Annotated in this window: 26 protein-coding genes; 15 read left to right on the top strand and 11 right to left on the bottom strand. The window is 67.2% G+C overall.

Features of this window, described 5'->3' with window-relative positions; translation table 11 throughout:
* Positions 1–104: 104 nt before the first annotated feature.
* The 5 genes from FBY21_RS12185 to FBY21_RS12165 all read right to left on the bottom strand — a co-directional run bounded on the left by FBY21_RS12185 (position 105) and on the right by FBY21_RS12165 (position 5,470).
* On the bottom strand, positions 105–1,133 hold the full coding sequence (locus tag FBY21_RS12185) for an AbrB family transcriptional regulator (RefSeq protein WP_142011268.1): 1,029 nt from the start codon (positions 1,131–1,133) through the stop codon (positions 105–107).
* Positions 1,126–2,637 carry a tripartite tricarboxylate transporter permease gene (locus FBY21_RS12180; protein WP_142011266.1) on the bottom strand — a complete coding sequence of 504 codons (1,512 nt, stop codon included), beginning with the start codon at positions 2,635–2,637 and terminating at the stop codon, positions 1,126–1,128. Before FBY21_RS12180 ends, FBY21_RS12185 begins: the two co-directional genes overlap by 8 nt.
* 4 nt (positions 2,638–2,641) lie before the next feature.
* Positions 2,642–3,097 (bottom strand): tripartite tricarboxylate transporter TctB family protein, encoded by a 456-nt coding sequence (locus FBY21_RS12175; protein ID WP_142011264.1) that lies wholly within the window; start codon positions 3,095–3,097, stop codon positions 2,642–2,644.
* A 99-nt stretch (positions 3,098–3,196) separates the two neighbouring features.
* The gene (locus tag FBY21_RS12170) at positions 3,197–4,174 is read right to left on the bottom strand and encodes a Bug family tripartite tricarboxylate transporter substrate binding protein (RefSeq protein WP_142011261.1); all 978 of its coding nucleotides are present in this window, start codon (positions 4,172–4,174) and stop codon (positions 3,197–3,199) included.
* 30 nt (positions 4,175–4,204) lie between these two features.
* Positions 4,205–5,470, bottom strand: coding sequence for an OprD family porin (locus FBY21_RS12165; protein ID WP_142011259.1), 1,266 nt, complete (start codon positions 5,468–5,470; stop codon positions 4,205–4,207).
* Between the two features lie 200 nt (positions 5,471–5,670).
* Between FBY21_RS12165 and FBY21_RS12160 the strand changes: the two genes are divergently transcribed.
* Positions 5,671–6,342, top strand: a complete 672-nt coding sequence (locus tag FBY21_RS12160; protein ID WP_044407382.1) for a response regulator — start codon at positions 5,671–5,673, stop codon at positions 6,340–6,342.
* Complete coding sequence (locus tag FBY21_RS12155; protein ID WP_044407252.1) at positions 6,335–7,720, top strand: sensor histidine kinase; 1,386 nt, start codon at positions 6,335–6,337, stop codon at positions 7,718–7,720. The genes FBY21_RS12160 and FBY21_RS12155 overlap by 8 nt, the downstream gene beginning before the upstream one ends.
* An 11-nt stretch (positions 7,721–7,731) precedes the next feature.
* Here the strand turns inward: FBY21_RS12155 and FBY21_RS12150 are convergent, their stop codons facing one another.
* The 3 genes from FBY21_RS12150 to FBY21_RS12140 form a co-directional block, all read right to left on the bottom strand.
* A complete protein-coding gene (locus tag FBY21_RS12150; protein ID WP_142011257.1) occupies positions 7,732–8,487 on the bottom strand; it encodes a substrate-binding periplasmic protein in 756 nt (251 codons plus the stop codon).
* A gap of 61 nt (positions 8,488–8,548) precedes the next feature.
* Positions 8,549–9,385, bottom strand: coding sequence for an HDOD domain-containing protein (locus FBY21_RS12145; protein ID WP_044407245.1), 837 nt, complete (start codon positions 9,383–9,385; stop codon positions 8,549–8,551).
* A gap of 38 nt (positions 9,386–9,423) precedes the next feature.
* Positions 9,424–10,365: a YgfZ/GcvT domain-containing protein gene (locus tag FBY21_RS12140; RefSeq protein WP_142011255.1), complete on the bottom strand. Its 942-nt coding sequence runs from the start codon at positions 10,363–10,365 to the stop codon at positions 9,424–9,426.
* Positions 10,366–10,485: 120 nt separating this feature from the next.
* Here FBY21_RS12140 and FBY21_RS12135 point away from each other — a divergent pair, with 120 nt between their 5' ends.
* The gene (locus FBY21_RS12135; RefSeq protein ID WP_044407239.1) at positions 10,486–10,740 is read left to right on the top strand and encodes a succinate dehydrogenase assembly factor 2; all 255 of its coding nucleotides are present in this window, start codon (positions 10,486–10,488) and stop codon (positions 10,738–10,740) included.
* Entirely contained in the window at positions 10,724–11,176 is a 453-nt protein-coding gene (locus FBY21_RS12130) for a protein YgfX (protein ID WP_142011252.1), read from the top strand. The genes FBY21_RS12135 and FBY21_RS12130 overlap by 17 nt, the downstream gene beginning before the upstream one ends.
* On the opposite strand, the gene nadB is transcribed toward FBY21_RS12130, so the two are convergent.
* On the bottom strand, positions 11,145–12,761 hold the full coding sequence (gene nadB, locus FBY21_RS12125) for an L-aspartate oxidase (protein WP_044407236.1): 1,617 nt from the start codon (positions 12,759–12,761) through the stop codon (positions 11,145–11,147). The genes FBY21_RS12130 and nadB overlap by 32 nt on opposite strands.
* A gap of 374 nt (positions 12,762–13,135) precedes the next feature.
* Here nadB and rpoE point away from each other — a divergent pair, with 374 nt between their 5' ends.
* The 11 genes from rpoE to pdxJ all read left to right on the top strand — a co-directional run bounded on the left by rpoE (position 13,136) and on the right by pdxJ (position 23,256).
* Positions 13,136–13,717 (top strand): RNA polymerase sigma factor RpoE, encoded by a 582-nt coding sequence (gene rpoE / locus FBY21_RS12120; protein WP_044407234.1) that lies wholly within the window; start codon positions 13,136–13,138, stop codon positions 13,715–13,717.
* Positions 13,718–13,749: 32 nt separating this feature from the next.
* Complete coding sequence (locus FBY21_RS12115; RefSeq protein WP_142011250.1) at positions 13,750–14,331, top strand: RseA family anti-sigma factor; 582 nt, start codon at positions 13,750–13,752, stop codon at positions 14,329–14,331.
* Positions 14,332–14,341: 10 nt separating this feature from the next.
* Entirely contained in the window at positions 14,342–15,298 is a 957-nt protein-coding gene (locus FBY21_RS12110; protein WP_142011247.1) for a MucB/RseB C-terminal domain-containing protein, read from the top strand.
* 208 nt (positions 15,299–15,506) lie between these two features.
* Positions 15,507–16,925, top strand: a complete 1,419-nt coding sequence (locus tag FBY21_RS12105) for a DegQ family serine endoprotease (RefSeq protein ID WP_083422352.1) — start codon at positions 15,507–15,509, stop codon at positions 16,923–16,925.
* A gap of 151 nt (positions 16,926–17,076) precedes the next feature.
* The gene (gene lepA, locus FBY21_RS12100) at positions 17,077–18,876 is read left to right on the top strand and encodes a translation elongation factor 4 (RefSeq protein WP_044407226.1); all 1,800 of its coding nucleotides are present in this window, start codon (positions 17,077–17,079) and stop codon (positions 18,874–18,876) included.
* 5 nt (positions 18,877–18,881) lie between these two features.
* On the top strand, positions 18,882–19,736 hold the full coding sequence (gene lepB / locus FBY21_RS12095; protein WP_044407223.1) for a signal peptidase I: 855 nt from the start codon (positions 18,882–18,884) through the stop codon (positions 19,734–19,736).
* Positions 19,737–19,844: 108 nt separating this feature from the next.
* Positions 19,845–20,222 carry a DUF4845 domain-containing protein gene (locus FBY21_RS12090; RefSeq protein WP_142011245.1) on the top strand — a complete coding sequence of 126 codons (378 nt, stop codon included), beginning with the start codon at positions 19,845–19,847 and terminating at the stop codon, positions 20,220–20,222.
* Positions 20,219–20,908 carry a ribonuclease III gene (gene rnc / locus FBY21_RS12085; protein ID WP_044407219.1) on the top strand — a complete coding sequence of 230 codons (690 nt, stop codon included), beginning with the start codon at positions 20,219–20,221 and terminating at the stop codon, positions 20,906–20,908. Before FBY21_RS12090 ends, rnc begins: the two co-directional genes overlap by 4 nt.
* Positions 20,901–21,803: a GTPase Era gene (gene era / locus FBY21_RS12080; protein WP_044407217.1), complete on the top strand. Its 903-nt coding sequence runs from the start codon at positions 20,901–20,903 to the stop codon at positions 21,801–21,803. The genes rnc and era overlap by 8 nt, the downstream gene beginning before the upstream one ends.
* Before the next feature lie 6 nt (positions 21,804–21,809).
* Positions 21,810–22,514, top strand: coding sequence for a DNA repair protein RecO (gene recO / locus FBY21_RS12075; RefSeq protein ID WP_142011243.1), 705 nt, complete (start codon positions 21,810–21,812; stop codon positions 22,512–22,514).
* The gene (pdxJ, locus tag FBY21_RS12070; RefSeq protein WP_074968981.1) at positions 22,507–23,256 is read left to right on the top strand and encodes a pyridoxine 5'-phosphate synthase; all 750 of its coding nucleotides are present in this window, start codon (positions 22,507–22,509) and stop codon (positions 23,254–23,256) included. The genes recO and pdxJ overlap by 8 nt, the downstream gene beginning before the upstream one ends.
* Positions 23,257–23,370: 114 nt before the next feature.
* Here pdxJ and cmoB read toward each other — a convergent pair whose 3' ends face one another.
* Both cmoB and cmoA read right to left on the bottom strand, forming a co-directional pair.
* Positions 23,371–24,339, bottom strand: a complete 969-nt coding sequence (cmoB, locus tag FBY21_RS12065; RefSeq protein ID WP_107329102.1) for a tRNA 5-methoxyuridine(34)/uridine 5-oxyacetic acid(34) synthase CmoB — start codon at positions 24,337–24,339, stop codon at positions 23,371–23,373.
* Positions 24,336–25,079 (bottom strand): carboxy-S-adenosyl-L-methionine synthase CmoA, encoded by a 744-nt coding sequence (gene cmoA, locus FBY21_RS12060; protein ID WP_142011241.1) that lies wholly within the window; start codon positions 25,077–25,079, stop codon positions 24,336–24,338. Before cmoA ends, cmoB begins: the two co-directional genes overlap by 4 nt.
* Positions 25,080–25,132 lie beyond the last annotated feature (53 nt).

Raw genomic sequence — 25,132 nt, 5'->3', positions numbered from 1 at the left:
ATTCTGCCCTTGCCGGCTTGCACACGTAGAAGCAGCCTGATGGCGGGGGCGATGGGGTCCGTGGCCTCACCCCCTCCTGCGAAGCGGTCGCACATTGGGGAGTGTCAGTGCGCCAGGCGCTGCCAGCGCCGGAACACCGGCTCGGCCAGGAACAGCACCAGCAGCAGCCGGGCCACCTGCAGGGCGGTGACCAGCGGGACGGAGAGTTGCAGGGTCTCGGCGGTGAGGCTCATCTCGGCGATGCCGCCGGGCATCATCCCCAGGGTCAGGGAGCGCAGGTCCAGGGCGCTGGCCCAGGCGATGCCGAGGGCGCAGAGGCTGGCGAAGCCGATCATCAGTGCGGTGCCCAGCAGGGTGCGGGCGAGGAAGGCCGGGGCGCGGCGGAAGAAGGGGCGGTCGAAGTGGCAGCCCAGGCCGCTGCCGATCAGCAGCTGGCCCACCTGGCTGGCCCCTGGGGGCAGGCCGATGTGCAGGTCCCAGGCGACGCTGGCGCAGGCACTGACCAGCAGCGGGCCGAACAGCCAGGGGTTGGGTTGGCGCAGGCGTTGCCAGAGCAGCGCCACCAGGCCGCCGGCCGGCACCAGCACGGCCAGCCAGGCCCAGTCCACCGGGGCGCTGGTGTGCAGGGCGGGGCCGTCGCCCAGCAGCAGTTTGAACAGTGCCGGTATGCACAGCACCACGGCCACCACCCGCAGGCTCTGGGCCGCGGCCACGCGGCTGGTGCTGGCGCCGTTGCGCTGGCCGAGGTTGACCATCTCCCCCGAGCCGCCGGGCATGCAGGCGAAGAAGGCGGTGGCGCGGTCCTCGCCGCTGCGGCGCAACAGCCCGATGGCGAGGACGCTGGAAAGGCTGGTGAACAGGGCACCGAAGAGCACCAGCGCCCAGTGGGTGGTGACCTGCTCCAGTACCTGGGGGGTGAAGTGCAGGCCGATGCCGATGCCGATGATCCATTGGCCGGTCTTGCGCCCGCCCGGCAGGTCGCGGATCTGCCAGGGCGTGGCGCAGCGGAGCAGGATGACCGCCACCAGGGCGCCGATCATCCACGGCAGCGGCCAGTGGGCGAGGCTGGCGAGCAGGCCGCCCGCCGCGCCCACCAGGGGCGTCGCCCACCAGCTGCGCCAGCCATCACGCATCCGCCAGGGCCTCCCGGCGGGCGCGGCGGCGCCAGATGCGCACCAGCGGCAGGGCCAGCATCACCGCGACCAGCACCCAGGTGCCGATGGCGATGGGGCTGGACCAGAGGATGCCCAGCTCGCCGTTGGAGATGGACAGCGCGCGGCGCAGGTTCTGCTCCATCAGCCCACCGAGGATGAAGCCCAGCAGCAGCGGCGAGAGGGGGAAGTCCAGCTTGCGCAGGATGTAGCCGAAGATGCCGATGGCGACCATCAGGAACAGGTCGAAGGTGGTGGCGTGCACGGCGTAGACGCCGATGGAGGTGATGATGGCGATCACCGGCACCAGGGCCCAGTTGGGCACGGCGAGGATGCGGGTGAATATCCGGATCATCGGGATGTTGAGGATCACCAGCATGACGTTGGCGATGAACAGCGAGGCGATCAGGCCCCAGACGATGTCCGGCTGCTGCTGGAACAGCATCGGGCCGGGGGTGATGTTGTACAGCGTGAGTGCGCCGATCATCACCGCCGTGGTGCCGGAGCCGGGAACGCCCAGGGTCAGCATCGGCACCATGGCGCCGCAGGCGGAGGCGCCGATGGCGGTTTCCGGGGCGGCCAGGCCGCGCATGTCGCCTTTGCCGAACTTGCCGGAGTCGCCGGCGAGCTTCTTCTCGGTCATGTAGGCCACGGCGCTGGCCAGGGTGGCGCCGGCACCCGGCAGCACGCCGAGGATGAAGCCCATCACCCCGCAACGCAGGTTGACCACGGCGACCGACGCGGCCTCCTTGAGGTTGAACAGCATGCGCCCGGTGGCTTTCACCGCAACGTGGCCGTGGTGGGTCTTCTCCAGCAGCAGGAGGATCTCGCTCACCGAGAACAGGCCCAGCACCAGCACCACGAACTGGATGCCGTCGGCGACATGGATGCTGTCGAAGGTGAAGCGGTACACGCCGCTGTTGGCGTCGATGCCGATGGTGGAGAGGAACAGGCCGAGCAGGGCGGCGATGAAGGTCTTCAGCGGCCGGTCGCCGGCCATGCCGCCGAGGGCGACGATGGCGAACACCATCAGCACGAAGTACTCCGCCGGGCCGAAGGCGATGGCCCATTTGGCCAGCAGCGGGGCGAACAGCACCATGCCGCAGGTGGCGATGAAGGCGCCGATGAAGGAGCTCCAGGCCGACAGCGACAGGGCGACGCCGGCCAGGCCCTGGCGGGCCATGGGGTAGCCGTCGAGGGTGGTCATCACGGTGGAGGCTTCGCCGGGGATGTTCAGCAGGATGGAGCTGATGCGCCCGCCGTATTCGCAGCCCAGGTACACGGCGGCCAGCAGGATCAGCGCCGACTCCGGCGGCAGGCCGAGGGCGAAGGCCACCGGGATCAGCAGGGCCACGCCGTTGATCGGGCCGAGGCCCGGCAGCAGGCCCACCACGGTGCCGATCAGGGTGCCCACCAGGGCGGTGACCAGGTTGTAGGGGGAGAGGGCCACGCCGAAGCCCTGGCCGAGGTAGCTCAAGGTATCCATGTCGTCACTCCAGGAAGTCGAGGAGGCCCAGCGGCAGGGGCACGTCCAGGGTCTTGTCGAACAGCAGGTAGAGGCCAACGCTGATGGCCAGCGCGGCGATGGCGCTGGGCAGCCAGCTGCCGCCGTACAGGCGGGCCATCAGCAGGCCGGCGAGGGTGCTGGAGAGGATGAAGCCCAGCGGCTCGAAGAGCCCGGCGTAGACCAGCAGCAGGGCGATGCAGGCGATCACCTTGCGCAGGGTGGGGGCGTCCAGCGGGGTGTCGTCGTGCTTGTGCAGCAGGGCACCGGGGCGCAGCACCTGCCACAGCAGTGCAGCGGCCATCAGCCCGAGGGTGAGCAGGGGGAAGGCGCGGGGGCCGACCGGCTCATAGGAGAAGGCGGCGTGGTAGTCCCAGGCGAGCGCGGCAAAAAACAGGCATGCGACCAGCCAGCCCAGACTGAACAGGCGTTGAAAAAGCATGGGGGATTCCTCGCGGAATGGGGGCGCGGAGGGCCGGCTGGCGGGGGCGCTCAGCCGGCTGTTCGGGGCCTTAGCGTCTGTTCACGCTCTTGCGAGCGCTTACTGAGTGAGGCCGAACTCCTTGGCCATGTCCTTGTACTGGGCGACGCGCTGCTTCACGTAGGCGTCCAGTTCCGGGCCGGTCATGGCAAAGGGGAAGAGCTCGCGCTGGTCGCGCAGCTTGGCGAAGTCCTCGGAGGCCAGCAGCTGGTCGAAGGCGGCCTTCCACCAGGCGTAGTCCTCGTCGCTCACCTTCGGGCCCAGGTAGAAGCCACGCACCACCGGCCAGGTGATGTCGTAGCCCTGTTCCTTGGCGGTGGGGATGTTGGCCTTGTCCTCACCCGGCAGGCGCTCTTCGGAGAGCACGGCGAGGATGCGCATGTTGCCGGCGAGGATGTGCGGCATGGAGTCGGAAATGTCGGTACTGCCCACCTGGATGTGCCCGCCGAGCAGGGCGGTGGCGATCTCGCCGCCGCCTTCCAGGGCCACGTAGCGCAGGTTGCGCGGGTCGATGCCGGCGGCCTTGGCCAGCAGGGCGGTCTGCATCCAGTCCTGGCTGCCGACGGTGCCGGAGGAGCCGATCACCACCTTGCCCGGGTCGGCCTTGAGTGCTTTGACCAGGTCGTCGAGGGTCTTGTAGGGGGAGTCGTTGCGCACGGCGATGGCGCCGTAGCTGGTGCCGATGCCGGCCAGCCAGCGCACGGCGTTCTCGTCGAAGCGGCCGAACTTGCCCTGGGCCAGGTTGAGCAGGGAGCCGCTGGACCAGGCGGTGATGGTGCCGGCGTCACCGGGGCGCTGGGCGACCACGGCGTTGTAGGCCACGGCACCGACGCCACCGGGCATGTAGGTGACGCGCATGGGCTTGCTGAGCAGCTTGGCGTCCATCAGGGCGCTCTGGGCCAGCTTGCAGGTGAGGTCGAAGCCGCCGCCGGGGGCGGCTGGGGCGATGCACTCGGGGCGCTTGGGCTCGGCCATCAGCTGGGTGGAGAGCAGCAGGCCGGTGGCGAGCAGGGCAAGGTGGGAGAGGGCGGTCTTCATCGGTTGTCTCCTGTGGAGTCTTATTGTGGATCACCAGATGGCGAGGGCGTAGCTGACGATCAGGCGCAGTTCGTCGGCATCCCGGGCGAAGTTGGAGCGGAAACCGGCGTGGCGGGCGCGGAATGTGAGGTCCTTGAGGGCGCCGCTCTGGACGACGTACTTGAACTCCACGTCGCGTTCCCATTCGCGGCCTTCCTGGTCGCTGCCGGTGACCTGGGCGTTGTCGCTGGTGATGTAGCGGGTCATGAAGCTCAGGCCGGGGACGCCGAGGCTGGCGAAGTCGAGGTCGTAGCGGGCCTGCCAGGAGCGCTGGTCGGCGTTGGCGAAGTCGTTGATCTGGACGAAGTTGACCAGGAACGGGTCGCTGCCGTCGATGTAGGCGTAGCCGGTGTCGCCGCTCATGCGCTGGTAGCCGAGGCCGACCTTGTGGGCGCCCTGGCCGTAGCTGACCATGCCGTTCAGCGCGCGGTTGTCCACCTTGCCGGCGGCGGCGCGGCCGGTGTCGGCGCTGATGGCGTAGCGCAGGTCGGCGCTGAGGGTGCCGCTGCCCAGGGGCTGGGTGGCGAGCAGGCCGAAGAAGTGCTGGCGGTAGACGTCGTCCAGCTCGGCGAAGTAGTAGCGCCCGGTGAGCTGCTTGCTGAACACGTAGTCGGCGCCGGCCAGGTCGTAGTGGTCGCCGCTGGCGCCACTGGCGAAGCGCCGGTTCTTGTTGTTCAGGGCCAGGTCTTCGGAGTTGGTGGAGGCGCGGTCCTTCACTTCGCGCAGGCGGCCGCCGGTGAAGGTGAGGCCTTCGATCTCCTTGGAGGTGAGCAGGCCGCCTTCGAACACCTGGGGCAGGATGCGGCTGTCGCTGGCCTTGACCACCGGCAGCTCGGGAATGTGGCTGCCGATGCGCAGTTCACTCTTGGAGAAGCGCACCTTGCCGGTCAGGCCCAGCTTGCCGTAGGTGTCCGGGGTGCCGCCGTCGTCCTGCACCGGCAGCAGGTCGGTGCCGCTGCGGCCTTTGCCGGAGTCGAGCTTGACGCCGACCATGCCGAGGGCGTCCACGCCGAAGCCGACGGTGCCTTCGGTGAAGCCGGATTCGATGTTGAGGATGAAGCCCTGGGCCCACTCGTCGCGCTTGGACTGGCCGGTGCCTTCGCGGAAGTCGCGGTTCAGGTAGATGTTGCGGGCTTCGAGGGTGGCCGAGCTGTCCTTGATGAAGTCAGCCTGGGCGAACGGGGCGAGGGTGCAGCCGGCGATGGCCAGGCTGACGATGCGAGCAGGCGGCAACGCCTGCCGGGAGGCAGTGTGCATCGGTGGTCTCCGTTGTTGTTCTTGTAAAGCCGGCTCAACCAGGGCCGGCTATTGATGGGTGGTTTTGTCCACCCTGTGGCGATCCTAGGGGGCGAAGCTTTCGCCAGGCTTTCAGCGTGAAAGAATTCGGCAGGCCGGTTTTTTGCCGGTGGTTGGCCGTTACACTGCGGGCCGTTTCCTACAGCCTGGAGGACTCCACCGTGCGAATCCTGCTCGTCGAAGACCATCTGCAATTGGCCGATAGCGTGGCCCAGGCGCTGCGCGCGGCGGGCTGGACGGTGGACGTGCTGCACGATGGCGTGGCGGCGGACCTGGCGCTGTCCAGCGAGGAGTACGCCCTGGCGGTGCTGGATGTGGGGCTGCCGCGCCTGGATGGCTTCGAGGTGCTGTCGCGCCTGCGTGGGCGGGGCAAGACGCTGCCGGTGCTGATGCTCACCGCGCGGGGCGAGGTGAAGGACCGGGTGCTGGGCCTGAACCTGGGCGCCGACGATTACCTGGCCAAGCCCTTCGAGCTGTCGGAGCTGGAGGCGCGGGTGAAGGCGCTGCTGCGGCGCACGGTGCTGGGTGGTGAGCAGCAGCAGCGCTGCGGGCCGCTGCTCTATGACCTGGGCACCCGGCGCTTCAGCCTGGACGGCCAGCCGCTGACCCTGACCTCGCGGGAGCAGGCGGTGCTGGAGGTGCTGATCGCGCGCCCCGGCCGGGTGATGAGCAAGGACCAGTTGGCCGCCCAGGTGTTCGGCCTGGACGAGGAGGCCAGCCCGGACGCCATCGAGATCTACATCCATCGCCTGCGCAAGAAGCTGGAGGGCAGCACGGCGCGTATCGTTACCTTCCGCGGCCTGGGCTACCTGCTGGAGCACCAGGATGCGTGAGTCGGGAAGCCTGCGCGGGCGGCTGCTGCGGCGGCTGGCGCTGCTGCTGGCGGTGCTGCTGGTGCTCGGCAGCCTGAGTGCCTACTTCAATGCCCGCCAGGCGGCGGACACCGCCTACGACCGCACCCTGCTGGCGTCGGCCCGGGCCATTTCCGCCGGGCTCTACGAGGCCGACGGTCGGCTCAAGGCCGATGTGCCCTATGTGGCGCTGGACACCTTCGCCTACGACAGCGCGGGGCGGATCTTCTACCAGGTGACCGACATCGAGGGGAAGCTGGTCTCCGGCTACGAGAACCTGCCTGGCCCGCCGCCTGGCACGCCGCGCACCGATGACTACCCGGCCCTGGCGCGCTTCTACGACGCCAACTACGGCGGGGTGGACGTGCGGGTGGTGAGCCTGCTGCGCCCGGTGAGCGAGGCAAGCATCAACGGCATGGCGGAAATCCGCGTGGCGGAGACCGAGGAGGCCCGCGAGCGCCTGGCCCGGGGGCTGCTGGTGGATACGCTGTGGCGCCTGGCGCTGATGTCCCTGGCGGCGTTGGGGCTGGTGTGGCTGGCGGTGAGTGCGGCGATGCGCCCGCTCAACCAGCTGCGTTCGGCGGTGGAGGAGCGCCAGCCGGACGACATGCGCCCGTTGCCGGTGGTGGTGGTGCAGAGCGAGCTCAAGCCGCTGGTGGATGCGCTCAACCGGTTCACCGAGCGCCTGCGCGGGCTGTTCCAGCGTCAGGCGGACTTCATCGCCGACGCCTCCCACGAGTTGCGCACGCCCCTGGCGGCCCTGAAGGCGCGGATCGAGCTGGGCCTGCGCGAGCAGGACCCGGCCGCCTGGCGCCGGACCCTGGAGGAAAGCGCGGCGAACACCGATCGGCTGACCCACCTGGCCAACCAGTTGCTTTCCCTGGCCCGCATCGAGAGCGGGGCGCGGGCGATTGCCGAGGGCGGTGCCGAGCGCATCGAGCTGGGCGCCCTGGCCCGTGAGCTGGGGATGGCCCTGGCGCCCCTGGCCCACGCGCGGGGCATCGCCCTGGCGCTGGAGGCCGAGGACAGCGCCTGGGTGATGGGCGAGCCGACGCTGCTCAACGAGCTGCTCAGCAACCTGGTGGACAACGCCCTGGCCCATACGCCCAAGGGCGCCAGCGTGACCCTGCGGGTGATGGCGCCGGCGGTGCTGGAGGTGGAGGACGAGGGCAGCGGCATTCCGCCGGAAGAGCGCGAGCGAGTGTTCGAGCGCTTCTACCGGCGCACGGCCCAGGCCAGCGGGGCCGGGCTGGGCCTGGCCATCGTCGGTGAGATCTGCCGGGCGCACATGGCCGAGATCAGCCTGCACGACGGCGGCGCGGGTGGGTTGCGGGTGCGGGTGAGCTTTCCGCCGGCCTGAACGGCCTGCCGTCAGTGCAGGGCGCTCAGCGGCTGTTCGGCTTCGAGCAGGTAGCGGGCGACCTTGCCGCTTTCGCGCAGTTGCGCCAGGCCCTGGTTGAAGCGCGCCATGAGCTGTTCGTTGCCGGGCACCGAGCGGGACAGCAGCAGGTGCATGGTGTCGCTGCGCAGGGGCCGGGGGTGGAAGGTGAGGCGGCTGCGTTCCTCGCGGCTGAAGCCTTGCTGCAGGTTGGCGATGCCGACCACCTTGTCCATGGGGAACACGTCGATGCGGCCGGCCAGGAGCATGCGCAGCCCCTGTTCCTCGGCGGCCAGGCGCTGCACGCGCAGGCGGCCGTCCTGCTCGGCACGCTGGAAGGCCTCGCCGTAGTCGTAGCCGATGGTGGCGCCCAGGCGGTGCTGTCGGAGGTCCTCCACGCTCTGCCAGTCGAGGGCGGTGTCCTTGCGGTGGAACAGCACGTAGCCGCTCTCGATCACCGGATCACTGACGTAGAAATCCCGCTCGCGGTCGGCATTGCGCAGCCAGATGGCGGTGCCGTGGCGCTCGCCTTTCTCGGCCAGGCGCAGGGCGCGGGCCCAGGGGTAGAACTCCCAGTGGACGGTGACGCCCTCCAGGGCGAAGGCTTCGGCGACGATGCGCGAGGCGACGCCCTGGTGCGGCAGCGTGGCGCCGAGGTAGGGCGCCCATTCACCGTTGGTGAGGCGCACGTCTTCAGCGGCGGCGAGGCTGCCGAAGGCGAGGGCGAAGAGAAGGAAGAGGGCGCGCATCCGTTGGGTCCGGTACTCCATGTATGCAGGGAGTCTAGACAGGGATGGCGCGCCCGTTAGATCACTGCAGCATGCTCATGGCCGCTTCCATGGCGGCGGAGAGGTCTTCGTCGGCCTGCATGTCGACCTGCGGGTCGAGGCCGAGCTTGGCGAAGGCGGGGACCTGGCTCCAGTCGAGCTGGGTGTAGGGGTGCTCGCTGCCCAGGTAGCTCTGCAGGGTGGCGACCTGGACGATGTCCACATAGTCGACCTTGGGGGAGTTGCGGGTGAAATCCAGGTACTGGCTGGGGATCTGCGCGATCGGGGCGGGGAATTCCCAGGCCTTGAGGATGCGGTCGCCGATGATCGGGTGGATGCGCTCGATCACGTGGTTGAGGCTGATGGAGTCGGCCAGCAGTTCGTAGTGTTCTTCGGCGTAGGTGAGGATCGGCAGTACGCCGATCTGGTGCACCAGGCCGGCGAGGGTGGCCTGGTCCGGCGCGAGGCGGGTGTAGTGGCGGCAGAGCACGTGGCAGATGCCGGCGATCTCGGTGCTCTTGTTCCAGACTTCGCGCATCTTGCGGTCGACCACGTCGGAGGTGGCCTGGAACATCTGCTCCATGGCCAGGCCCGTGGCGAGGTTGCAGGTGTAGTTGATGCCGAGGCGGCTGATGGCCATCTGCAGGTCGGTGATTTCCTTGTTGGTGCGCAGCAGCGGGCTGTTCACCACCTTGATGATGCGGGCGGTGAGGGCGGCGTCGTTGCCGATCACCTTGGACAGGGCGGGGATGCTCACGTCGGGGTCTTCCGCGGCTTCGCGTACCTTCAGCGCCACTTCGGGCAGGGTGGGCAGCACCAGCTCATCGTTGTCGATGGCGCGGATCAGGTCTTCCTGGACTTTCTCGGCAAGCTTGCTCATGGGGGCTCTCTAGGCGTTGTAGGCGGTTGGACCGGCCCTCAGCGCTGGATCTCGCGGTCGGCGTCCAGCGTGTAGGGGAGGTCGAGCAGGTTCAGCGCGGGGCCGTCGATGGCGCCCAGGTGGATCCGTCCGTCGTTGACCGCGTCTTCCTGGAGCACGGCGAGGAGTTCGTAACCCTGTTCCGCCGGGGCGGCCAGCACCACTTCGCCGACGCTGCTCTGGTGAACGGGGGAAAAGAGTTCGAGGCCGGGGGCCGGGCGTTCGCCTTCGGGCAGGGCCAGGCGCTGCAGGCGGCGCTTGAGTTTGCCCAGGTACTGCATGCGGGCGACGATCTCCTGCCCGGTATAGCACCCTTTCTTGAAGCTGACGCCGCCGACCGCCTGGAGGTTGATCATCTGCGGGATGAACAGCTCGCGGGTGGCGGCGAAGACCTGGCCGACCCCGGCGCGCACCTGGGCCAGCAGCCAGGCATCGAGCGGAGCCTCGGGCAGGTGGGCGGCGAGGTGGGCGCGCAGGCTGCCGACTTCGCCAGCCGCTGCCCAGAGTTCGGCGCGGCCGTCGGAGAGGCGCAGGGCGATGCGGCCCTCGGCGCGTACGACAGCGCCGGCTTCGGTGGGCAGGTCGAGGCCCAGTGCGGCCAGCACGGCGTCGCCCTGGGCCAGGCCGAAGCGCACCCAGGTGGCGCTCTCGTCGGCCAGGGTGGCCTTGGAGAACACGGCGTATTTCTTCAGGTCGGCGAGTTGCACGTCCAGCAGCTGGGCATCGAGGGCGAGCAGGTAGCCGTCGCCTTCGGGCAGGATGCGGAAGCTGGAGACCATGCGTCCCTTGGGGGTGCAGCGGGCGCCGAGGCTGGTGGTGGTGTCGTTGAGGTAGGCGAGGTTGCAGGTGACCTGGCCCTGGAGGAACTTGGCGGCGTCCACGCCACGGACGGCGATGATGCCTTCGTGGGTGAGCGGGCAGAAGAATGCGGTTTCAGCCATGGGATATCGCTGGAAAGGGTGTCCGGGGCGTCATCATAGAGCCCGGTCGGCGGCTTGTCAGCGGGTGCCGGCCGGCGTCCGTGCCGTTATACTGCGCGCCTGTTTACTGGAGGCACCCCGATGGCCGACGCAACTGAACTGAACCGACTCTTCTGGCACAGCCGCCGCGGCATGCTGGAGCTGGATGTGCTGCTGGTCCCCTTCGTGCAGGAGGCGTACCCGCACCTCGACGAGGCCGACCAGGCCCGTTACCGCAAGCTGCTGGAATGTGAGGACCAGGACATGTTCGGCTGGTTCATGCAGCGCGGCGAGCCGGAAGATGCGGACCTGCGGCGCATCGTGAAAATGATCCTGGACCGTGTCCAGCCCAAGTAGTCCCTTCGAATGCCACTGGCGCCCGTCGCGGCGCCTGCTGGCGATCTACCTCTTCCTTCTCATGCTGTGCCTGGTGGCGCTGGCGACGGCCGAGTGCCCGGCCTGGGTGCGCCTGCTCGGTGTGCTGTTGTGCGCTGGCCACGCGGCCTGGGTGCTGCCCCGGCGCATTCTGCTGACGGCGCCGTCGGCGATCCTCGGGTTGCGCCTGTCATCGGATGGGCTGGCGTTGCTGCGCCGGGATGGCGAATGGCTGCCTGTGCAACTGTCGCCGGACAGCCTGGCGCTACCCCTGGCGGTGCTGCTGGTCTATCGCCAGGCGGGTCGCCCCTGGGCCCAGGGGCTCTGCGTGCCGGCCGATGCGATGGACGCCGATTGGCATCGGCGCCTGCGGGTGCAGCTGCGTTTCAGTCGCCAAAGGTGGGCGGCACCAGAATAGTGTCGTGGGCTTCGGGCAGGGTGTCGGGGTAGTCCAGGGTGTAGTGCAGGCCCCGGGATTCCTTGCGCTGCATGGCCGAGCGGATGATCAGGTCCGCTACCTGGGCGAGGTTGCGCAGCTCGATGAGGTCACGGCTGACCTTGTAGTTGGAGTAGAACTCGTCGATCTCGCTGAGCAGCAGGCGCACCCGGTGCTGGGCGCGCTGCAGGCGCTTGTTGGTGCGCACGATGCCGACGTAGTCCCACATGAATCGCCGCAGTTCGTCCCAGTTGTGCGCGATGATCACGTCCTCGTCCGAGTCGGTGACCTGGCTGGCGTCCCAGGTGGGCAGGCTGTCGGGAACGGGGATCTGCTCCATCTGGCCGAGCATGTCCTCGGCGGCGGAGCGGGCGTAGACGAAGCACTCCAGCAGGGAGTTGCTGGCCATGCGGTTGGCGCCGTGCAGGCCGGTGAAGCTGGTCTCGCCGATGGCGTAGAGGCCGGGGACGTCGGTGTGGCCGTGGCGGTCCACCACCACGCCGCCGCAGGTGTAGTGGGCGGCGGGCACCACGGGGATGGGCTGGCGGGTGATGTCGATGCCGAAGCCCAGGCAGCGCTCGTAGACCGTGGGGAAGTGGCTCTTCACGAACTCGGCGGGCTTGTGGCTGATGTCCAGGTAGACGCAGTCGATGCCCAGGCGCTTCATCTCGTGGTCGATGGCGCGGGCGACGATGTCGCGCGGTGCCAGTTCGGCACGCTGGTCGAAGCGCTGCATGAAGCGCTCGCCGCTGGGCAGGCGCAACAGGCCGCCTTCGCCGCGCACCGCTTCGGTGATCAGGAAGCTCTTGGCCTGCGGGTGATAGAGGCAGGTGGGGTGGAACTGGTTGAACTCCAGGTTTCCCACCCGGCAGCCGGCCCGCCAGGCCATGGCGATGCCATCACCGCAGGCGCCGTCGGGGTTGCTGGTGTAGAGGTAGACCTTGGCTGCGCCGCCGGAGGCGAGCACGGTGAAGCGCGCACCGTAGGTGTCGACCTCGCCGCTGCTGCGGTTCAGCACGTAGGCACCGAGGCAGCGCTGGCCGGGCAGGCCGAGCTTGCGCTCGGTGATCAGGTCGACGGCGACGTGCTGCTCCAGCAGTTCGATGTTGGGGCACTGCCGGGCGCGGGCCAGCAGGGTGTTGAAGATGGCGGCGCCGGTGGCGTCGGCGGCATGGATGATGCGCCGGTGGCTGTGCCCGCCCTCGCGGGTGAGGTGGAACTGGAAGCCACCGTCTTCACGGGCGCTCTCATCCTCGCGGGTGAAGGGCACGCCCTGGTCGATCAGCCACTGGATGGCCTGGCGGCTGTGCTCGACGGTGAAACGGACGGCATCCTCGCGACAGAGCCCGGCACCGGCGATGAGGGTGTCTTCGACATGGGAATCGACGGTGTCGGTGTCGTCCAGGACGGCAGCGACGCCCCCCTGGGCCCAGAAGGTCGAGCCCTGGGAAAGGTCGCCCTTGCTGAGGACGGCGATGCGCAGGTGGGAGGGCAGTGTCAGCGCAAGGGTGAGGCCGGCGGCGCCGCTGCCGATCACCAGTACATCGTGCTGGAAGTGTTGGCTCATGTCGGGGATCCCGCGGGAAGGCGGCCCCTAGTATATAGAGGGGGTGGTCGGCACAATAGCGCGTTCATGGTCGCCGAATAAATCGTGGGAACTTTCCATTGCCCCCCGCTTTCTTAGGTGTGTCGCACATGAAGTGACGTGCTTGGCGAGTTGTGCCGCGAGGGGCTTCCTGCTCCTCTGGCTGCGGCAAATCAGGCGAATAAATTATCCGCGCAGCAGCGGTTGAACCCTGCTGCGTGATTCCGTGCAAGAAGGAAACGGTCTTGCAGGAAGCTTGCTTGGAGGGGAGAACTTTTGCGTAACGCCCGAGTCTATCTTGGCAAGCCGATCCACTGGGCGGCGCGGTGCCCCTCGAGCTCCAACGAGGAGTATCCATGCTAACCCAGGAACAGGATCAGCAACTGGTCGAGCGGGTGCAGCGAGGCGATAAGAGGGCTTTCGATCTCTTGGTGCTGAAGTATCAGCACAAGATCCTCGGGTTGATCGTGCGGTTCGTGCACGACACCCAGGAAGCCCAGGATGTCGCTCAGGAAGCCTTCATCAAGGCGTATCGTGCGCTCGGTAATTTCCGCGGTGACAGTGCTTTCTATACCTGGCTGTACCGCATCGCCATCAACACGGCGAAGAACCATCTGGTGGCGCGTGGTCGACGTCCTCCGGATAGTGATGTGAGTGCGGAGGATGCGGAGTTCTACGATGGCGATCATGCCCTCAAGGACAACGAATCGCCCGAGCGCTCGCTGCTGCGGGACGAGATCGAGGGTACGGTCCATCGAACCATCCAGCAGTTGCCCGAGGATTTGCGTACGGCGCTGACGTTGCGTGAATTCGATGGTCTGAGTTACGAGGACATCGCCAGCGTCATGCAGTGTCCGGTTGGTACGGTTCGCTCGCGTATTTTCAGGGCGCGAGAAGCGATCGATAAAGCCCTGCAGCCCCTGCTGCAGGAATCCTGAGACAGCGGCGACAGCAATAGAGAGGAATCGCCATGAGTCGTGAAGCCCTGCATGAATCGCTGTCCGCGGTGATGGATAACGAAGCGGATGAACTGGAGTTGCGCCGAGTGCTCACCTCCAGCGGTGATGAGGAGATCCGTGCCACGTGGTCGCGCTACCAGATAGCCCGTGCCGTGATGCACAAGGAGCTGCTCGAGCCCCGTCTCGACATCGCGGCGGCGGTATCCGCAGCGCTGGCGGAAGAGGCTGCGCCGGCTGCCGCTACCAAGGGTCCCTGGCGGACCCTGGGTCGCCTGGCGGTCGCCGCATCGGTGACTGTCGCCGTGCTGGCCGGTGTGCGCCTGTACAACCAGGACGAGGTGGGCGCCCGCCAACTGGCCCAGCAAGGTGGCGTGCAGCCCCTGATCACTGCGCCCCAGGCCAACAAGGATGCGGTGCTGGCGGGTTACAGCGTCGAGTCCCCGCGTGTACTGCCGCAAGGTTCGGCTGCGCCGTCGGGCTGGCATGACCAGCGCCTGCCGGCCTACCTGCGTCAGCACGCCCAACAGGCCGCCATGAGCGGTTCCGAGAGCGCGCTGCCCTACGCACGCGCTGCCAGTCTGGAGAGCCGCTGAGCAGTAATCCATGCGCGCACTACCACTCTTCTTGCTGCTCGGCGGCGGATGGCTGGCTCAGGCCGCCCACGCCGCCGAACCCCAGGATTGGCTGAAGCGTATTGCCCAGGCCGAGCAGCAGCAGAATTTCCAGGGAACATTCGTCTACGAACGCAGCGGCAGTTTTTCCACCCACCAGGTCTGGCATCGGGTCGATGCCGGCCAGGTACGTGAGCGCCTGCAGCAGCTCGATGGCCCGGCCCAGGAGGTCGTGCGGGTGGACGGCAGGACGCAGTGTGTCAGTGGCGCCCTTGCCGACCAGATGGGTGGCCAGCTGTGGCCCGCGCGCGATCTGGATGCGGCGCAGATCGCCAAGTCCTACGAGATCAGCGTGGTGGGTGAATCCCGTGTTGCCGGGCGGCCTGCCGTGGTCTTGAGTCTGGTGCCGCGTGACCAGCACCGCTATGGCTTCGAGCTTCACCTGGATCGCGAGACCGGCCTGCCGCTCAAGTCGTTGATGCTCAATGACAAGGGGGGCTTGCTGGAGCGCTTCCAGTTCACCCAGCTCGAAACGGTCCGCCCGGACGATGCCGAACTTCAGCCGGGGGCCGATTGCCAGTCGGTGAGCTTCTCCGAGGCACCGGCGGAGCAGGCCAGTGGCTGGCGCTCCGATTGGTTGCCGCCAGGCTTCAGTCTTTCCAGTTCGACCCAGCGCCGCAGCCCGGCGTCATCCGATACCGTGGCTTGCCTGCTCTATGGCGATGGTCTGGCGCGCTTCTCGGTCTTCCTCGAGCCGCTGCACGGCGCGCGGGTGGAGGACATCGTGCCCTACGAGCTCGGGCCTACGGTAGCGGTATCCCGTCGACTGAGCACGGCAGACGGGGATGTGATGGTCACCGTCGTGGGGGAGATTCCTGTGGGAACTGCGGAGCGCGTCGCGTTGTCTATGCGTTCGGCGGGTTCCGCTGGTAGTCCGGCGCCCCAGTAATTGAGGGGCGCACGGGCGGCAGCGCTGGGCCTCCTGCTCGAACGGAGGTCGGCAATCGGTGGCAATCTGCTATCGATTCGTGTCCCAAGTTGTGCAATGTTCTATCGGGCTGGAAGCCTCGCTTCCGGCCCGATTTGCGTTTGCCTGCCCCGCCCCAGGGCGCTCGGTGGGTTCAAATTCCTCGTGTAATGACGGGAGCTGTATGTCGATGCTAAGCATGAAATCCTGCATGTCCGCCGTGGCGGCGCTGCTGCTGCTCGGACAAACCCTCGTGGCGCGTGCCGAACTGCCTGACTTCACCCCGCTGGTGGAGCAGGCGTCCCCCGCCGTGGTCAACATCAGTACGCGACAGAAGCTGCCCGAGCGCGCTGTCGCCAACCAGATGCCGGACCTGGAGGGGCTGCCGCCGATGCTGCGGGAGTTCTTCGAGCGCAGCATGCCCCAGGCGCCCCGCGGCCAGGGCGGTCGCCAGCGCGAAGCGCAGTCCCTGGGTTCCGGCTTCATCATCTCCAAGGACGGCTACATCCTGACCAACAACCATGTGGTGGCGGACGCCGACGAGATCATCGTGCGCCTGTCCGACCGCAGCGAACTGGAAGCCAAGCTCATTGGTGCCGACGCCCGCACCGACGTGGCCCTGCTGAAGGTGGAGGGCAAGGACCTGCCCATCGTCAAGCTTGGCAAGTCCGACGCGCTGAAGGTGGGTAGCTGGGTGCTGGCCATCGGTTCGCCGTTCGGCTTCGATCACTCGGTGACCGCCGGCATCGTCAGCGCCAAGGGCCGCAGCCTGCCCAACGAGAGCTACGTGCCGTTTATCCAGACCGACGTGGCGATCAACCCGGGTAACTCCGGTGGCCCGCTGTTCAACCTGGACGGTGAAGTGGTCGGCATCAACTCGCAGATCTTCACCCGCTCCGGCGGCTTCATGGGCCTTTCCTTCGCCATCCCGATCGACGTGGCGATGAGCGTGGCCGACCAGCTCAAGGCCAACGGCAAGGTCAACCGCGGCTGGCTGGGCGTGGTGATCCAGGAGGTCAACAAGGACCTCGCCGAATCCTTCGGTCTCGACAAGCCGGCCGGTGCGCTGGTGGCCCAGGTGCTAGAGAACGGCCCCGCTGCCAAGGGCGGCCTGCAAGTGGGTGACGTCATCCTCAGCATGAACGGCCAGCCCATCGTCATGTCCGCCGACCTGCCGCACCTCGTGGGCGGGCTGAAGCCGGGTACCAAGATCGACCTGGGCATCGTCCGCGATGGCAATCGCAAGAACCTGTCCCTGAGCATCGGTGCGCTGCCAGAGGACGGTGAGGAGCTGGCCGGTGCCGGCGAGTCCTCGGGCGCAGAGCGCAGCAGCAACCGTCTGGGCGTGCTGGTGGCCGGCCTCTCCGAGGAACAGCAGAAGGCGCTGGACATCAAGGGTGGCGTGGTCATCCGCGAGATCCAGGATGGACCGGCTGCACTGATGGGCTTGCGCCCGGGCGACGTGATCACCCACCTGAACAACCAGGCCATCGATTCGGTGCAGACCTTCGCCAAGATCGCCAAGGAACTGCCGAAGAACCGTTCGGTGTCCATGCGTGTGCTGCGTCAGGGTCGCGCGAGCTTCATCACCTTCAAATTGTCGGAGTGATCCGATGCACTGAAAAAGGGCGGCCCAGGTCGCCCTTTTTCATGGGCGGGGCCCGTCGGTCGTGCGTGACGCCCATGATGGCGATCAGGTAAACTCCCCGGCTATTTTTCGGCAAGCAACCGGCTTGCGGCTTTTTTCGAGTGTCGATCCCGTGAGTGACCTGAGTCATATCCGCAACTTTTCCATCATCGCCCACATCGACCATGGCAAGTCGACCCTGGCGGATCGCTTCATCCAGCTCTGTGGTGGCCTTTCCGATCGCGAAATGGAGGCCCAGGTGCTCGACTCCATGGACCTGGAGCGTGAGCGCGGCATCACCATCAAGGCCCACAGCGTCACCCTGCACTACAAGGCGCAGGACGGCCGGACCTACCAGCTGAACTTCATCGACACCCCCGGCCACGTGGACTTCACCTACGAGGTGAGCCGCTCCCTGGCTGCCTGCGAAGGCGCGCTGCTGGTGGTGGATGCGGGGCAGGGCGTCGAGGCCCAGTCCGTGGCCAACTGCTACACCGCCATCGAGCAGGGCCTGGAAGTGATGCCCGTGCTGAACAAGATGGACCTGCCCCAGGCCGAGCCGGAGCGGGTCAAGGATGAGATCGAGCACATCATCGGCATCGACGCCACGGACGCCGTACCTTGCAGCGCCAAGAGCGGCATGGGCGTGATCGAGGTGCTGGAGCAGCTGGTCAAGGTGATCCCGCCGCCCGAAGGCGAGATCGAGGCGCCGCTGCAGGCGCTGATCATTGACTCCTGGTTCGACAACTACCTGGGCGTGGTCTCGCTGGTGCGGGTCAAGCACGGCCGGGTGAAGAAGGGCGACAAGATTCTGGTGAAGTCCACCGGCAAGGTCCACCAGGTGGACAGCGTCGGCGTCTTCACCCCCAAGCACACCGAGACCGCAGACCTCAAGGCCGGCGAAGTGGGCTTCATCATCGCCGGCATCAAGGACATCCACGGCGCGCCGGTGGGTGACACCCTGACCCTGTCCAATACCCCGGACGTGGACGTGCTGCCCGGCTTCCAGCGCATCAAGCCGCAGGTCTATGCCGGCCTGTTCCCGGTCAGCTCCGATGACTTCGAGGACTTCCGCGAGGCTCTGCAGAAGCTGACCCTGAACGACGCCGCGCTGCAGTACGAGCCGGAAAGCTCCGAGGCCCTGGGCTTCGGCTTCCGCATCGGCTTCCTCGGCATGCTGCACATGGAGATCATCCAGGAGCGCCTGGAGCGCGAATACGACCTGGACCTGATCACCACCGCCCCGACCGTGGTCTTCGAGATCGTCCTGAAGAGCGGCGAGACCGTCTACGTCGACAACCCGTCCAAGCTGCCGGACCTGGCGTCCATCCAGGAGATGCGCGAGCCCATCGTGCGCGCCAACATCCTGGTGCCCCAGGAGCACCTGGGCAACGTCATCACCTTGTGCATCGAGAAGCGTGGCGTGCAGCGCGACATGCAGTTCCTCAGTTCCCAGGTTCAGGTCTGCTACGACCTGCCGATGAACGAGGTGGTGCTGGACTTCTTCGACCGCCTGAAGTCAGTGAGCCGTGGCTACGCCTCGCTGGACTACAGCTTCGACCGCTTCGAGCCCGCCAACCTCGTCCGCCTGGACGTGCTGATCAACGGCGAGAAGGTCGATGCGCTGGCACTGATCGTTCACCGCGAGCAGGCCCACTACAAGGGCCGTGCGTTGACCGAGAAGATGAAGGACCTGATTCCTCGGCAGATGTTCGACGTCGCCATCCAGGCCGCCATCGGCGGCCAGATCGTGGCGCGGACCACCGTCAAGGCACTCAGGAAGAACGTTCTGGCCAAGTGCTACGGCGGCGACGTCAGCCGTAAGAAGAAGCTGCTGGAGAAGCAGAAGGCCGGTAAGAAACGGATGAAGCAGGTAGGCAGCGTGGAAATCCCGCAGGAAGCCTTCCTCGCTGTTCTCAAAGTGGATAGCTAGGGTCTATGTCGATCAATTTCCCGCTCTTGTTGGTTATCGCCGTGGCGGTCTGCGGCGTGCTCGCGCTCCTCGATCTGGTCCTGCTGGCGCCTCGCCGGCGCACTGCGATCGCCACCTACCAGGGGCAGGTCGGCGAGCCCGATCCGGCAGTGCTGGAAAAGCTCGGCAAGGAGCCCCTGCTGGTCGAGTACGGCAAGTCCTTCTTCCCGGTGCTGGCCATCGTGCTGGTGCTGCGTTCGTTCCTGGTGGAGCCGTTCCAGATCCCGTCCGGCTCGATGAAGCCGACGCTGGAAGTGGGCGATTTCATCCTGGTGAACAAGTTCGCCTACGGCATCCGCCTGCCGGTGCTGGACACCAAGGTGATCGAAGTGGGTGACCCGCAACGCGGCGATGTGATGGTGTTCCGCTACCCCAGCGACCCGAACGTCAACTACATCAAGCGCGTCATCGGCCTGCCGGGTGATCGCATCGCCTACAGCAATGACAAGCGCCTCACCGTCAACGGTCAGCTGGTGGCCGAGACGCTGGTGGGTGACGAGCCCGGCACCCTGGGTAGCGCGCGTCTGTACCAGGAGAAGCTGGGCGAGGTCGAGCACATGATCCGCAAGGAAATGCGCCGCAACCTCATGGAGCCCGGCAAGGAGTGGGTGGTCCCGGAGGGGCACTACTTCATGATGGGCGACAACCGCGACAACTCGAACGACAGCCGCTACTGGAACGACCCGAACATCCCCCGCGACCTGCTGGGCATGGTTCCGGACCGCAACATCGTCGGCAAGGCCTTTGCCGTGTGGATGAGCTGGCCGGACCCGAAGCTGCGCAGCCTGCCGAACTTCTCCCGCGTCGGCCTGATCCACTGACCGTCCCGGGATTTCGCTTTTGCGGCGCTGTTCACGACGGCGCCGCCCGCTATATATAGTCTTGCGACGGGCCGGCCGGCCCGAACAACAACCGACATTGAGGTCAACATGACGTTCGCACGCTCGCAGCGCGGCCTTTCGCTCCTGGGTTGGATGGTGGTCTTGGCCATCGTCGCCTTCATTGCCAGCACCGCCTTCAAGATCGTTCCCCACTACATGGACTACTACGCGCTGGAAAAGCTGATCACGTCCGTGGAGAACGAAAAGGGGCAGGGGATCTCCACTCCGGGCGACTTTGAGGCCTATGTACGCAAGGGGATGCAGATCAACAGCATCCGCGACATCGACCTGGAAAAGGCCCTGAGCGTGAAGGTTGAGAACAACGACTTCTACGCCACCCTGAAGTACGAGAAGCGCGAGCCGCTGATCGAGAACCTCGACCTGGTGGTCCATTTCGACAAAGAATTCCGTGTAAGAGTCCCGTGAGCGCATCCCTCAGCCGTCTCGAGCGCCAGCTCGGCCATACCTTCAACGACCAGGGTCTGATGACCCTGGCCCTCACCCACCGCAGCTACGCCGGGCGCAACAATGAGCGCCTGGAGTTTCTTGGTGACGCTGTGCTCAACTTCGTCGCGGGCGAGGCCCTCTACGAGCGCTTTCCCCAGGCGCGCGAGGGGCAGCTCTCACGGCTGCGTGCGCGGCTGGTGAAGGGCGAGACCCTGGCCCTGCTGGCACGGGGTTTCGAACTGGGCGAATACCTGCGCCTGGGTTCCGGGGAGCTGAAGAGTGGTGGCTTCCGCCGCGAATCGATCCTGGCGGATGCCCTGGAGGCGCTGATCGGTGCCATCTACCTCGATGCAGGCATGGACAGGGCCCGTGAACGGGTCCTGGCCTGGCTGGAGAACGAGCTGGAAAGCCTGACCCTGGTGGACACCAACAAGGACCCCAAGACCCGCCTGCAGGAGTTCCTGCAGTCCCGGGCCTGCGAACTGCCCCGCTACGAAGTGGTGGATATCCAGGGTGAACCGCACTGCCGCACCTTTTTCGTCGAGTGCGACATCACCCTGCTGAACGACAAGACCCGTGGCCAAGGGGCCAGCCGGCGCATCGCCGAGCAGGTGGCTGCGGCCGCCGCCCTGGTCGCCCTGGGCGTGGAGAATGGCCATGACTGATCTCGAAACCTCCCGCTGCGGCTACGTGGCCATCGTCGGACGCCCCAACGTGGGCAAGTCCACCCTGCTCAACCACATCCTCGGGCAGAAGCTGGCGATCACCTCCCGCAAGCCCCAGACCACCCGCCACACCATGCTCGGCATCAAGACCGAAGGCGCGGTGCAGGCGGTCTACGTCGACACCCCCGGCCTGCACAAGAACAACGAGAAAGCGCTCAACCGCTACATGAACAAGTCCGCCGCCGCTGCCCTCAAGGACGTCGACGTGGTGGTGTTCGTGGTGGACCGCACCCGTTGGACCGACGAGGACCAGATGGTGCTCGAGCGCGTCCAGTACGTGCAGGGCCCGGTGATCATCGCCGTGAACAAGACCGACCGCCTGGAAGAGAAGTCCGAGCTGCTGCCGCACCTGACCTGGCTGCAGGAGCAACTGCCCAAGGCCGAGATCGTGCCGATCTCCGCCCAGCACGGCCACAACCTCGATGCGCTGGAGCGCCTGGTGGCGGACAACCTCCCGGAAAACGAGCACTTCTTCCCGGAAGACCAGATCACCGACCGCAGCAGTCGCTTCCTCGCCGCCGAACTGGTGCGGGAGAAGATCATGCGCCAGCTGGGCGCCGAGCTGCCCTACCAGATCACCGTCGAGATCGAGGAGTTCAAGCACGATGGGCGCACGCTGCACATCCATGCGCTGATCCTCGTCGAGCGCGACGGGCAGAAGAAAATCATCATTGGCGACGGTGGCGAGCGCATCAAACGCATCGGCCAGGACGCGCGCAAGGATATGGAGGTCATGTTCGACTCCAAGGTCATGCTCAACCTCTGGGTCAAGGTGAAGGGCGGCTGGTCCGACGACGAGCGGGCCCTGCGCTCCCTGGGCTACAACGACCTCTGACCCGCCATGCAGACACCCGCGCAGGCGGTACCGGCCTTTGTCCTGCACAGCCGGGCCTACCGCGAAAGCAGTGCGCTGGTGGACCTGTTCACCCCCGATGGGCGCCTGCGCGCAGTGTTGCGCGGCGCCCGTGGCAAGGCCGGCACCCTGGCCCGGCCTTTCGTCCCCCTCGAAGTGGAACTGCGCGGCCGCAGCGAGCTGAAGAACATCGGCCGCCTCGAAGGCGCGGGCATCGCGCATTTCCTCACCGGCGAAGCCCTGTTCAGCGGGCTCTACCTCAATGAACTGCTGGTGCGCCTGCTGCCGGCGGAAGCGCCTCACCCCGACCTGTTCCAGCATTACGCCGTGACCCTCCAGGCCCTTGCCGCCAACCGCCCGCTGGAGCCGCTGCTGCGCGCTTTCGAGTGGCGGCTGCTGGACGAGCTGGGCTACGGTTTCGCCCTGGACATCGACCTGCACGGCGCGCCCATCGCCGTCGACGGCATCTACCGCCTGCTGCCCGACGCCGGCCTGGAGCCGGTCGGCCACCTGCAGCCCGGCCTCTTCCAGGGCGCCGAGCTGCTGGCCCTGGCCGAGGCCGACTGGTCGGCGCCGGGGGCCCTGGCCGCGGCCAAGCGCCTGATGCGCCAGGCCCTGGCCCCTCACCTTGGTGGCCGGCCGCTGGCCAGCCGCGAACTCTTCATGACGATCAAGGAACCTGCCCGTGACTGAAGCCAACCGTGTACTGCTCGGCGTGAATATCGACCACGTCGCCACCCTGCGCCAGGCCCGGGGGACCCGTTACCCCGACCCGGTCAAGGCCGCCCTGGACGCCGAGGAAGCTGGCGCCGACGGCATCACCGTGCACCTGCGCGAAGACCGCCGGCACATCCAGGAGCGCGACGTGCGCGTGCTCAAGGAGGTCCTGCAGACCCGCATGAACTTCGAGATGGGCGTCACCGAGCCGATGATGGCCTTCGCCGAGGAAATCCGCCCCGAACACATCTGCCTCGTGCCGGAAACGCGCCAGGAGCTGACCACCGAAGGCGGCCTCGACGTGGCCGGCCAGGAGGCGCGCATCCAGGCCGCCGTAGAGCGCCTGGCCAAGCTCGGCAGTGAGGTTTCGCTGTTCATCGACGCTGACCCGCAGCAGATCCAGGCCGCCCACCGCGTCGGTGCGCCGGCCATCGAGCTGCACACCGGCCGTTACGCCGATGCCCACACCCCGGAGGAAGCCGAGCAGGAGCTGCAGCGCATCCGCGAGGGTGTCGCCCTGGGCCTCAAGCTCGGCCTGGTGGTCAATGCCGGTCATGGTCTGCACTACCACAACGTCGAGCCGGTGGCGGCGATCCCCGGCATCAACGAGCTGAACATCGGCCACGCCCTGGTGGCCCACGCGCTGTTCGTCGGCTTCAAGCAGGCGGTGGTGGAGATGAAGCAGCTGATCCAGGGGGCGCAGGCGTCGCGCGTCTGACGCAGCCCAGGGTCACCACCCGCTGACCCCTGATGAAACGCCGGCCTACCCGTGGCGCACGGGTAGGCCGGTTCGTTTGTGGCGGGTGTTCCCGGGCTGAAGCCGGGTTGCGGTTCAGGGCTTGCGGGCGACGATCACCGCGCGAGCGGGGGCGGGGAGCCCTTCGACGGTGCGGCTGTGGTCGGCCGGGTCGAGGAACTCGGGCAGCGACTGGAAGCGCATCCACTCCGTGCTGCGCTGTTCCTCCACGCTGGTGACGCTCACGTCCACGCAACGCACGTCCACGTAGCCGGCGCGGCGCAGCCACAGCTCCAGCGCCGGCACCGACGGCAGGAACCACACGTTGCGCATCTGCGCGTAGCGGTCCTCGGGCACCAGCACCTGCTGGGCATCGCCTTCCACCACCAGGGTTTCCAGCACCAGTTCGCCGCCGCGCACCAGGCAGTCCTTCAGGTCGTACAGGTGATCGATGGGCGAGCGCCGGTGGTACAGCACGCCCATGGAGAACACCGTGTCGAAGCCTTCCAGCTTCGCCGGCAGCTCCTCCAGGGCCAGGGGCAGGTGCCAGGCGGGGAGGTCGGGCAGGAAACGCTTCATGGCAAGGAACTGGCAGAAGAACAGCCAGTTCGGGTCCACGCCCACCACGCAGTCGGCGCCGGCGCCGAGCATGCGCCACTGGTAGTAGCCGTTGCCGCAGCCCACATCCAGCACCCGCTTGCCGACGAGGTCCAGATGGGGCGAGACGCGCGCCCATTTCCAGTCCGAGCGCCACTCGGTGTCGACGTGCACGCCGAACAGCTCGAACGGCCCCTTGCGCCAGGGAATCAGCCCTTGCAAGGCCGCTTTCAGTTGGGCCCGGGTGGCCTCGTCGCAGGGGCCGTCCAGCAGGAAGCGCTGGGCCAGTTCCACCTGCTGCGGTTGCAGCGCGGGGAGGGCGTTGACGGCCGCCCCCCAGCGCTCCAGGTCGCCGTGGCCGACGGCCAGCTTGGCGTCCAGTTGCGCCGGCAGGTCGGCGGCCCAGTCCTGCAGGCGAGTGCCGGCCAGTTGCTGTTGCAGGCTGTCGAGGTCGAGGGTGCGGATCATGGCAGGGCGATCAACGAGGCGAAGTTGAGGCACTGGAACCAGGGCACCACCTTGGAGAAGCCGGCGGCGAGCAGACGCTCGCGGTGCTCCTCCAGGCTGTCCGGGTGCATGACGTTCTCCAGGGCGCTGCGCTTCTGGGCGATTTCCAGCTCGCTGTAGCCATTGGCGCGCTTGAAGGCGACGTGCAGGTCGGTGAGCAGCGTGTGGGCCTCGGCGTCCTCGAAGCGCAGCTTCTCCGAGAGAATCAGCGCCCCACCCGGCAACAGGGCCAGGCGGATGCGCCCCAGCAGTTCCTCGCGGCGCTCGCGGGGGACGAATTGCAGGGTGAAGTTCAGCGCCACCAGGCTGGTGGGCTGGAACTCCAGGGCGAGGATGTCCGCCTCCAGCACCTCCACCGGCAGCAGCTCCTGGAACATCGCGTCCTGGGCGTGCAGGTACTCCCGGCAGCGCGCCACCATGGCACTGGAGTTGTCCACCGCGATCACCCGGCAGCCTTCGGTCTTCACGTGGCGGCGCAGGGCCTGGGTCACGGCGCCGAGGGAGCTGCCCAGGTCGTAGAGCGGGGTGTTGGGCTGGGCGAACTGCGCGGCCAGCACGCCGATGTTCTCGACGATGGTGGGGTAGCCCGGCACCGAGCGCTTGATCATGTCCGGGAAGACCCGGACCACGTCCTCGTTGAAGGCGAAGTCGGCCACCTGGGCCTGGGGCGTGGCGTAGATGCGGTCGGGTTGTTGCTTCACGGGCCGGTACCAGCAGTTGGAAAGGGCGGCATTCTAGCCAAGACTGCCCGCCG

The sequence above is a fragment of the Pseudomonas sp. SLBN-26 genome, from assembly GCF_006715895.1.
GTDB lineage: Bacteria > Pseudomonadota > Gammaproteobacteria > Pseudomonadales > Pseudomonadaceae > Metapseudomonas > Metapseudomonas otitidis.
Note: the sequence above shows the minus strand (reverse complement) of the source record. Positions and strands in the feature narration are given on the sequence as shown.